Here is a 9,883-nt window from a genome sequence, read left to right as displayed (position 1 = left end):
GCAATATAGGGTGCTGGGTAACAGAATACGCCTTAGTGGAGGCTTGAGCCGTATGCAGTGAAAGTTGCATGTACGGTTCTTAGGAGGGCGGTACTTGGTAACAAGTGCCGCCTATCCGACAGTGAAAACCGTTATTTTGCGGCGTCAGGTAACCATGCGAACAGAGTACCGTTTTTAGTTTTAACAGTTCATTCCGAGCTGGAATGTGGCTTACCTGACCTCTGAATCCAGTGGCTGCTAAGTGCTCACTCTGCTTAAACTGAGTGAGGCCCTGACCATTGGCTAAGATTAAGGTCGAAAAGGGGCCAAACTTACTCTGTTCACCTTTCGGTTCGTTTGCCTTATAGAGGAACCATTGACCCTCTTCTTGCTCGATATAGGTAATATCAGTATCAAATGTGACGCTGACATCGCTTAGCTGGGCGGCTTTATCGAAGGCGGCTTGGGTAAATTCATGGGGGCATATCCAGCCGCCAAGGGGATAGAATATGCCCGCTTTGTCGATATCGATGCCTGCAATCTGACTCGATTCGCTGCTGTCGATGGCATGAGCTATCTGTTTATTCCAGGCTTGTGCCGTAATGATTTTATCGAGTCGGGCACTGCTGCGCACATCAAATCCCGTTTGCAGTACACCGCAAAAATCATAACCTACCTCAAACCCATCACTAATTAATGACTCTAGTCTGCGGCGGCTGAAGAGGAAGCCTTGCTGAAAATAGTGACTTAAATGGCCGTTATCTGGGGTCAGCAGCGGGTAAACCGCCCCCTGTTTATTGCCCGAAGCTTGTTGCGCTAATGACGAGTCGTTGCAAAATAGGCGTACTTTTTTGTGGCGCTGCGCTAGTGAAAGCGCTAGATGAGCACTGGCAACACCACCACCAATAATGGCAAAAGTATCCGCTTCCGTGGTTGCCTGAGCTAATGGAGTGTAGAGCGATGTCTGTGTTTGCGCATGCCTGAGTGCTTGTCTCTCTTGCTGACTGATTTGAGTATCTAAGTTGCTATGGGCTAAGGCGGAGTCGTTTGGTGATGTTTCATTTTCAGTGCCTAAAGCAGTACCTGATACAGAACCTAAAGCTATAAAGGTAAAGCCGGTGTGATCGCATAATTGGCTAATATGTGCATCTTGGCTTGGGTCAAAGCTGCCAAGCACGGCACTGTTTTTGCTGATTTTGGCCATTTGCCATAACAAAGCTTGGCTGATATCGAGTGGGTTGCTCAATGATGAGGGATTGATGCTCCAGAGATCAACGAGACAAGTGTTATCAGCCCCAGAGTTTGCTTGAATTGGGAGTCGCATATCCTGTAATGAGGTGAGGGGATCCCCAAGGTAAAGATCTACCACAAACTGACCATCATCAAATATCAGTCTTTGGCAGCCTGATATCGCCACAAGATTGGCTGCAATTAGCTGTTGAGTAAAAAATGCGTGCGCAGCGTTGAGTTCAGTGAGCGAGGCAAGTTTGGCGGTAAACTCTGTGATGACACTTAGGTCTGCCTCAAAGATTTTAAGGTTGACGCGCAAGGGAGAATCACTTGCTAACCAATAATCTCTTAACGTTAGCAGTTGTTGTAAAGATCCAAGGCCAAGCTGACCGCATGTTAAAACCTTTTTAGCAGTGTTCTCTGCGGGCAAAAGGCGATAAAATGAGGCTAAAGGACTAATATCTTGGTTCATTTGTGTATTTTTCTCACATTCTTGGGTCAATGAATTTACTCTGCGTCGCATATTAGGCATTATTTTACCTATGTTTATGGAAAGCTGACCACTTAAATACGGTAAAAGCGATATTATAGCCGCAGCAAATTGGTACTAGACGTACTAAATGTACAAAATGGATAGTAAATAATGAAAAGAGTCGTGATCACCGGGCTTGGCGTAGTATCAAGTATTGGTAACAATAAACAAGAAGTCACAGAGTCACTAAAAGCTGGCCGAAGTGGTATTACTCATTCAGATCAATTTGAAGAGATGAAGCTTCGCAGCCATGTTTGGGGCGCTATCAAGTTAGATCCTAAAGAGCATATTGATCGTAAAGCGCTTCGCTTTATGGGCAACGCTGCGGCGTACGCGTATATCGCGATGGCAGAAGCGATTGAAGATGCTGGATTAACTGAAGAGCAATATTCAGACCCACGAGTCGGTATCATTGCCGGTTGTGGCGGTGCTTCTTCTGCTAACCAAGTTCAAGCTGCTGATATCCTTCGTGAGAAAGGTGTTAAGCGCGTTGGGCCGTATATAGTGCCTCGCATTATGTCAAGCACAGCGAGTGCGTGTTTAGCCACGCCATTTAAAATTAAAGGCATGAACTACTCAATCAGTTCTGCTTGTGCAACAAGCGCGCATTGTATTGGCCATGCCGTTGAACTTATCCAAATGGGTAAGCAAGATATGGTGTTTGCTGGTGGTTCTGAAGAGGTTGATTGGACCTTGACTATGGGCTTTGATGCCATGGGCGCACTATCAACTAAATACAATGACACCCCTGAAAAAGCATCTCGTACTTATGATGCTGACCGTGATGGATTTGTTATCTCCGGTGGCGGTGGAATCGTCGTTGTTGAAGAGCTTGAACATGCATTAGCACGTGGCGCAAAAATCTACGCTGAAGTCGTGGGTTACGGTGCATCATCAGATGGCTATGACATGGTTGCACCATCAGGCGAAGGCGCTGTACGTTGTATGCAAATGGCACTTGCTGATGTAGATACGCCTATCGATTACATCAACACTCACGGCACATCGACGCCAGTCGGCGATATGCGTGAGCTTGAAGCATTACGTGAAACCTTCGGCGATGCTTTACCGCCAATTGCATCGACTAAGTCGCTGACCGGTCATGCATTAGGTGCTGCGGGTGCTCATGAAGCTATCTTCAGCTTGATCATGATGGAAGAAGGGTTTATCGCGCCGAGTATCAATATCGATAACTTGGACGAAAAAGCTGCTGGCATGCCTGTTGTGACTGAATACCGTAAAGCTGATCTTACGACTGTTATGAGTAACAGTTTTGGTTTCGGTGGCACTAACGCGACCTTGGTAATGCGTAAGTACAAGTAACTTTCTATGTGGAAGTGCTGCAATGCATTTTGATTGATGTGTTACGATAAACAGAGAGGGAGCTAAGGCTCCCTTTTTTGTGCCTGACTCTCTCGGTAGAAAATCATACTCTTGATCTAAATCGATAACATTTCTTATTTTTTCCAATAATTATTCGCCGCTGAAACCGTTTGAAAGTTAACCGCGATAACGTGAGATGAAGCAATCAAATTCCCTGCATCTTCAGAATAAATTGGGCGTATTTTCTCTCGTACACTGTCAGAGGGTTGAGTGTACTTGATCCCCATTCTCGAGAGTTTTATTGCCAGTTCATAACCTGCTTGAGGGGTGTCGGTGATCAAACTGTTTAGCCATTGATTACTCATTATTTAGCACCTTTTTCTAATACTCGTTTTCCAAAAGAGATGGCGTAACTGTTACGTCTTGCTTGTAACAGTGGGTCCTCAGACGGTAAAACACCTGGAGATAGTACCAATGGGTCATAATTAATGTTGTCACATCGACCATCTTGTTCAGAGCTTAACGATAAGACATTGAGGGTGCCTGCAGTGAGCTGTTTATGTTCACCGACCCATTGAATTGATGCATCATTAACAGCATCGTTAGGGTTGGCTAAAGTGATGACCATATCCCAACTGATGCCATGATTATTCAGATTATCTTGCATGTTTTCATAGAAAAAGTCCGCTGTTGGCTTGAGTACAATGGACTGCTTTTTACTCGGTATAAATGACCAACGGATAGCCGTTTTTTTGCCTTTTTTATCAACCAAATAAAAACTATTTATACTATTGAATGTGCTGCCTTCATAAGGTGTTAGCTCCTTTTTCTTGTTCGCTTTATGGGCGCTAAAGCGCTGCAAATCAAGATTTGAATCCTTAAATGCTTTTACCGCAGCAGAGCCTTGTGTTTTTGCCATCATTAATTTGGCAAAAGCTTCGGGGGTGGCGACAGGGAAAAAATCCAATGTGTTCATGGAAATATTGTGTGGTCCAGCGGCAGTGTTAATCAATAATCCCATTCCATAATCAGCAGGCTTATTATCAGCGGCGTTATTATTGCCTCCTTTATGGGATAAGCGTCCGATGACATCAGCTTCTTTTAAAAATAATGCACTATTTGTATATGGCTGCATTGCGGTTGAATTGGGGACAAACTCACCTTCGAAGCAAAATCCTTTAGTATGGTTACGGCGCTTTCCTTCTGTGACACCGAATATTTTTTCAAATGAATCAACTGTGTTACTCGCCGTTTGGGCGGTATCTGCTGCAACGCTTCCTGTAGAAATTAAGATAAAACTTAAACTGAGAATGTGCTTAATCATAAAAGTACCTGTCATTAATGATAAATATATAGTTAGCAAGCTAACTGTTAGTGGGCTAACATATCATTTAATAGCTAATACTTGTCAAGTAACAATTGTATTTCAAGCTGTAAAAGATCAGAATTACTCTTAATAAAGATTGTGGAGTTACATTTTGCCAATTGCTCAATTAGATAATCAGCTTTGCTTTGCGCTTTACTCGGCTTCAAGCCGGTTAACGAGCATTTACAGACCGTTACTGGCGTCTATCGACGTAACTTACACACAATTTTTGGTCTTGATTGCACTTGGAGAAGAGGACAACTTGTCGGTTACTTTTTTATCGAAGAAACTGGGGTTAACTAAGGCCACCATCAGCCCTTTATTAAAACGATTGGAACAGAAAGGCTTAGTTCAAAGGCAAATTTTGCAGGACAATGAGCGGCAGAAGAATATCCAGCTAACCGAAACTGGTCGAGCGCTGGTACAAAAAAGTGAACAAATTACTCAAGAAGCATTTTGCGCGACAGGCCTGTCAAAACAAGAAGCGATAGATATGATCGCCTTGTGTCGTAAAATACAGCCTTAAATCAGCCCGTTTTTCGACGGGCTTGAGGTCGCTAACTCATGAGCGTTAAATGACTATTCCCCCAGTCCGATACTCCAATTTCTCACCTATATCCCATGATTAGAAAACCACAATATCGATAGTCAGAGTATTGATATTGCTTGGTGCTAGTAATTTAAGCAGATGCTTAACTTTGTCTATTAGCTTGGTCACAAATTACAGTTAATTTTATTCAATTTCATTGTGCGCATGTAATACTCCCGCGAATACCGATCACATCTCAATATCGATTGGTAGAACCCTACAAATAACAAGATGGATGCATGCCGATGTCTGAGATAAAGTTTGGTGTATTGGGGCAGTATTTTCATTGCCCAGTGAAAGGTGATTTTGAGTATGCGGCTCATGCATTGATACTCGTCGATCAGCAGGGGACAATTGTCTCTGTGCTCACAGACAGTGATACTCAGTATCATGCACAAATTGAAGCCTTGTCAGCGCATCAGCAGTTGATAGAACTCAGCCCAACTCAGTATTTGATGCCTGGCATGGTTGACTTACACGTGCATGCCCCGCAATTCCCCCAGGCTGGAAAAGGGTTAGACTTACCGCTTTATGATTGGCTACAGGATTATACATTTCCCCTCGAAGCTAAGTTTGAAGACATGGTATTTGCCAAGCAAATTTACCCTCAATTAGTACAATCACTGCTCGCAAATGGTACAACCAGCGCCGTCTATTTTGCCACAATCCACAAAGACACATCTGTCGAACTGGCACGTGAATGTCTACGCCAAGGCCAGCGCGGCTATATTGGTAAGGTCAACATGGACGAGCCAACCCAATGTCCGCCTTTTTATATTGAACCATCGACTGAAACGGCCTTAAAAGAAACCGAGTGTTTCATCCAACAGGTACTTGCGATCGAGGGGAATGAAGAGCAACTGGTTTCGCCCGTTATCACGCCGCGCTTTGTACCAAGTTGCACAGCAGAGTTGCTACAGGGTCTAGGTGAGTTGGTGCAACAATATCAGTGCCATGTGCAAACACATTGCTCAGAAAGTGATTGGGCACGAGATCACAGCCAAGCACAATATGGTAAGACTGACGTTGAGATATATAACGATTTTGGCTTAATGACGAGTAAGACTATTTTAGCTCATTCGATCTTTTTAACGCCATCGGATCATCAACTGATAAAGTCCACCGGTGCCAGTATTGCCCATTGTCCGCTATCGAATATGTATTTTGCTAATGCCGCAATGCAAACCCGTGAGATTTTAGATAATGATCTTAAATGTGGATTAGGAAGTGACCTTGCCGGTGCACCCATTCCTTCTATATTCCATACCTGCCTAGATGCGGTGAATCATTCTCGTGTACGCGAAGATGGTACTTCAACCTATTTACCCGCCAATGAGCGCGGCGAGCAGGGCTCACGCATTTCGTTTTTAGAAGCGTATTGGTTAGCAACTGTAGGTGGTGGCCAGGCAATTGATGCCAAAGTCGGCTTATTCCAGCCTGGTTTTGAGTTTGATGCGTTGGTTATCGATACTGCTATTGCTGACAGCAATATTTTCATTTTAGAAGAGATGGATTCAGCGAAAGATAAACTTGAGAAAATCATCTGTCTTAATAGCCGTCAGAATATCCGTAAAGTCTGGGTGAAAGGGCAACTCGTTGTAGATAAGTAATACAGTATTTGGAACTTGTCTGATCACAAGTTTCAAGTATCTTTTATTGTGGGTTCATTGGGCTGGTTTGGTATTTAGTCTATTTGCTGGATACCATAGCTGAATGGGGGTTTATTGCTTGCTGACTTACCTGATAGCAAGTTTCAAATATCTTTTTCGGAATTGGTTTCATTGGGTTGGCTAGCTGTAGACCATTACTTCAATCCTGTTAATTGCTTGCAGCAGGCGATGTGCAGATACTTCAGTGAGACGACGCAAGTACAATCCCTGTAGTCTCTATGATGACATCCATGTCATCGAAGCTCACTGCCGCATCTACACCCGAGTGTTTATCTCTTCGAATTAGGTTTTATAGTTATTACTCATTTCTCATTTCTGGACATAAATTTGTTAGTACTAACGCTCTAAAGGTAGGTGTTTGGATTAGGATATGTAGGTCACCAGATATCCACACCCAATTAAACTCTGCAGAGTGCTGCCGCAGTTTAATTGTGGCTCTATGACAAAAGTGGGACCGTACTAGGCATCCGTTTTGAATTGCTTGTTATATCGTGTTAGCAATTATGATCACCTCCTGATTTCTAGATCGTATGCTTCTAGCTAATTCGACTCCAGTAGTATGAATTTCAGCTGTAACCTCAGTAATTAACGATCCAAAATCTATTTCTAACTTTTTTGACTGAGGTAAACTTTGGTTAGCTTTCCCCTCAAGATATGTCAAGTGTTGATCAAAATCCGCCCAGTATTTTTGTAATATCTGTGGACAGATTGATCCTTTTTTATACACGTCTTCGTCTATGAATGGATATAAAGTATTAACCTTTGAACCAAGATTAATTTTGTAGTCCCCTAACTTATAGAAAGCTTCCTTAAAAAACTCGTAGCTATGCTTGTGTACAAAAAGCAGTTGCAAATGATGAGTAAGCGGAGAAGTTAAATCCCAAATTTCAGCGTAACTAGCATATTCACGTTCATATTGAATTTTGCCAACATGAACCTTTGATTCATTACCTGCGCTCAATGCTACCAATTTTGCCTCGAATTCAGATCTTATTGCTGCAATTTTCTTTTGAACACTAGCCTGTTCACTAGTTAGGATTCGATTTAACGAAACTTTTCCAAGCCATGAACATAGCCCTATCAGGATGATACTTTGGCCACCAAACAATAGTAAAACTTGAGATAAATCCAAATACGCCTCCTGTGATATAACGCTCGCATAAAATGCTTGGCTAAAATTAGCGAAGAATGAGTGTCAGCCAAGCGTTTGACGTCATTTCTGATGCGCTTGCTATACGTTTATTCCATGAAAATCATATTCATGTAGGTCGGCTTAATATCATTTTCTTGACACCACAAATCGAACTTATCTCGTTCAGATGAAACATGACCACTTCCATCATCGTGTGTTAAAACATGAGTTACCCCATTAATAGGCCTCAAATAGTTACCGTCAATCATGAATTCTCGACTATTTGTTAGAGATTTAACAACCTTCTCTAAGCTAGAATTTTCATTGGTTTTCAAAAATTCCTGCATTTCATCGTCGAGTGGTAGGTATCCACCTTGCATTGCCATAATATTTATTGCTGACATTTCCGGCGAGCCTAAAGGATATGGTGCCCATTTATTATTATTTTCACGCTTTAAGTCTTTTTCTTTTATCTCTATTGTTCTATACAACCAACCTGCTCTGTCCTCAACTTCTTTTGGAATTGCTAAAAGTAACGGCTCTATACTATCCATATGAAGACCATCACCCCAAGGCATTTTAACATTAAAATAAGTTGAAATTTTCGACCATATTAATTCTAAGATCATTTTGGCGGGATTATGGCGAGTAGAAAAAGTCACTACCCAAGAGTCCTTATCCCTGATTACCATAAATGGCACACCATTTCCCTTTACAAGGCAATATTCGTTTGAAGTAACCAATGTTGGAATGCTTGGTACACCTAGGCCTTGCCCACCTTTTTTACCTTTTTCTTCAAGAATATCTATAAAAGCAGTTCTTAAACCATTTTCACTCTTATAGCCTTCGTATCCCTGAATAATACTTACCGGAGCAAGGGACTCCTGTACTAATGCGTAAAATAGAATCCCGTCACTTTTTGAAAGTCGGTGAATATCTAGGTATTTCTCAGGAGCTATTCTCCCTGTGATTTGAGAGAAGTGTTTTCTGGCAACAGTTATGTCTGGTTCAAATTCACCACTTCTTAATTTACTTTCAAAGTGTTCTGCAAATTTCTTTCTTATTTTTCCGAGGTGATCAAAAGCATCAATGTAATCTTTTTTTCTAAGTGTTTTTTTTACTTCGAATATACAAAGAATATTTTCAATTTCATATATGTACTCATCAGTCAATCCATACCTAATTCCTTCTCCATGAACAAGCATACAATCAATCTGTTCGGGTAACATTTCACCACCAACAGAAACAAATCCTGATACGACCTTTAAATTTAGATTTTGAGGAAGAACAAAAGACTGATCAATTCCTTGTTTTGTTACCTTTTCATATGCACTACCTAGAGTGGGCATATGAGGCATGTCAAAACCTTGTAGTTTAGTTGTTTCTTCTCGAATAAATAACTCAAGAAGCTGAGAAGCATTGATAATCATTTATGAAATCCAAATCTTAGAAACGTATAACATTTGTATAGTGCGCATGCGCATTAATAAACCTATTATTTAAGCCTTACTAAAGTAAAGCTATTGATTTATAAGCACTCTACCAGAGTAGCTCTGAATAAACGAGAAAGGACACTTGAAAAGTGAGCATGGGTATTGTTGTCATATCGAAAGTAGTCAGTAACTGTCATTTATCGATTAGCAAAAGTAGGTCAACTAACTTGTCGCTTATCTGCGCAACTTATCGCCTGTAACTCGAAAAGGGGCATTTCCGTGTTAGTGACTTACTCAGACAAGTCAAAATCGAAGAGATAAATCAGCAAGTGTAGATACGGCTGAGAGCTTCCAAAACATGCCTAGAAATGTACCCTACATTTCTAGGCATTTCCCACTTCCTTGTGGGTCAGATGTTTTGGTAGAGTCTGCATGGCCTATTCAGTTCCATTCTGAATTAGGTATTTCCACCATCCACGGAGGCCTGATGTGCGCGGCATTTCGCAGAAGTGTCTGAACATACGTCATTCATTTATATCCATGTAATCAAGACATTGGTGCATCCTTGCTCGGCACCCGCTGGAAGCGATAGATAACAATGAAACACAGACCTTCAACAATCAGCCCAA

Annotated in this window: 8 protein-coding genes; 3 read left to right on the top strand and 5 right to left on the bottom strand. The window is 41.8% G+C overall.

What is annotated here, in order from left to right:
• Nucleotides 1–79: 79 nt before the first annotated feature.
• Nucleotides 80–1,741, bottom strand: coding sequence for an FAD-dependent 5-carboxymethylaminomethyl-2-thiouridine(34) oxidoreductase MnmC1 (mnmC1, locus tag FN961_RS18465; RefSeq protein WP_144041650.1), 1,662 nt, complete (start codon nt 1,739–1,741; stop codon nt 80–82).
• A gap of 111 nt (nt 1,742–1,852) precedes the next feature.
• Between mnmC1 and fabB the strand changes: the two genes are divergently transcribed.
• Nucleotides 1,853–3,064 (top strand): beta-ketoacyl-ACP synthase I, encoded by a 1,212-nt coding sequence (gene fabB / locus FN961_RS18460; RefSeq protein ID WP_144041649.1) that lies wholly within the window; start codon nt 1,853–1,855, stop codon nt 3,062–3,064.
• Between the two features lie 134 nt (nt 3,065–3,198).
• Here fabB and FN961_RS18455 read toward each other — a convergent pair whose 3' ends face one another.
• Together FN961_RS18455 and FN961_RS18450 are read right to left on the bottom strand one after the other, a co-directional pair.
• Nucleotides 3,199–3,429 carry a hexameric tyrosine-coordinated heme protein gene (locus FN961_RS18455; protein WP_144041648.1) on the bottom strand — a complete coding sequence of 77 codons (231 nt, stop codon included), beginning with the start codon at nt 3,427–3,429 and terminating at the stop codon, nt 3,199–3,201.
• On the bottom strand, nt 3,429–4,388 hold the full coding sequence (locus tag FN961_RS18450) for a catalase (protein ID WP_185972831.1): 960 nt from the start codon (nt 4,386–4,388) through the stop codon (nt 3,429–3,431). The genes FN961_RS18455 and FN961_RS18450 overlap by 1 nt, the downstream gene beginning before the upstream one ends.
• A 154-nt stretch (nt 4,389–4,542) precedes the next feature.
• Between FN961_RS18450 and FN961_RS18445 the strand changes: the two genes are divergently transcribed.
• Together FN961_RS18445 and guaD are read left to right on the top strand one after the other, a co-directional pair.
• A complete protein-coding gene (locus FN961_RS18445) occupies nt 4,543–4,956 on the top strand; it encodes a MarR family winged helix-turn-helix transcriptional regulator (protein WP_144041646.1) in 414 nt (137 codons plus the stop codon).
• 308 nt (nt 4,957–5,264) lie between these two features.
• Nucleotides 5,265–6,629, top strand: a complete 1,365-nt coding sequence (gene guaD, locus FN961_RS18440) for a guanine deaminase (protein WP_144041645.1) — start codon at nt 5,265–5,267, stop codon at nt 6,627–6,629.
• 544 nt (nt 6,630–7,173) lie between these two features.
• Here guaD and FN961_RS18435 read toward each other — a convergent pair.
• Nucleotides 7,174–7,821, bottom strand: a complete 648-nt coding sequence (locus FN961_RS18435) for a hypothetical protein (RefSeq protein ID WP_144041644.1) — start codon at nt 7,819–7,821, stop codon at nt 7,174–7,176.
• A 107-nt stretch (nt 7,822–7,928) separates the two neighbouring features.
• Complete coding sequence (locus FN961_RS18430) at nt 7,929–9,251, bottom strand: DUF6602 domain-containing protein (protein WP_144041643.1); 1,323 nt, start codon at nt 9,249–9,251, stop codon at nt 7,929–7,931.
• Nucleotides 9,252–9,883: the final 632 nt, after the last annotated feature.

It is taken from the genome of Shewanella hanedai (genome assembly GCF_007197645.1).
Lineage (GTDB): Bacteria > Pseudomonadota > Gammaproteobacteria > Enterobacterales > Shewanellaceae > Shewanella > Shewanella hanedai.
This window is presented reverse-complemented; position numbering and strand designations above follow the sequence as displayed.

Bases quoted from the DNA above. Each gene is read 5' to 3' on its own strand.
- FN961_RS18430 (WP_144041643.1), bottom strand. From the start codon at position 9,251: ATGATTATCAATGCTTCTCAGCTTCTTGAGTTATTTATTCGAGAAGAA.
- mnmC1 (WP_144041650.1), bottom strand. From the start codon at position 1,741: ATGCCTAATATGCGACGCAGAGTAAATTCATTGACCCAAGAATGTGAG.
- guaD (WP_144041645.1), top strand. From the start codon at position 5,265: ATGTCTGAGATAAAGTTTGGTGTATTGGGGCAGTATTTTCATTGCCCA.
- fabB (WP_144041649.1), top strand. From the start codon at position 1,853: ATGAAAAGAGTCGTGATCACCGGGCTTGGCGTAGTATCAAGTATTGGT.
- FN961_RS18450 (WP_185972831.1), bottom strand. From the start codon at position 4,388: ATGATTAAGCACATTCTCAGTTTAAGTTTTATCTTAATTTCTACAGGA.
- FN961_RS18455 (WP_144041648.1), bottom strand. From the start codon at position 3,429: ATGAGTAATCAATGGCTAAACAGTTTGATCACCGACACCCCTCAAGCA.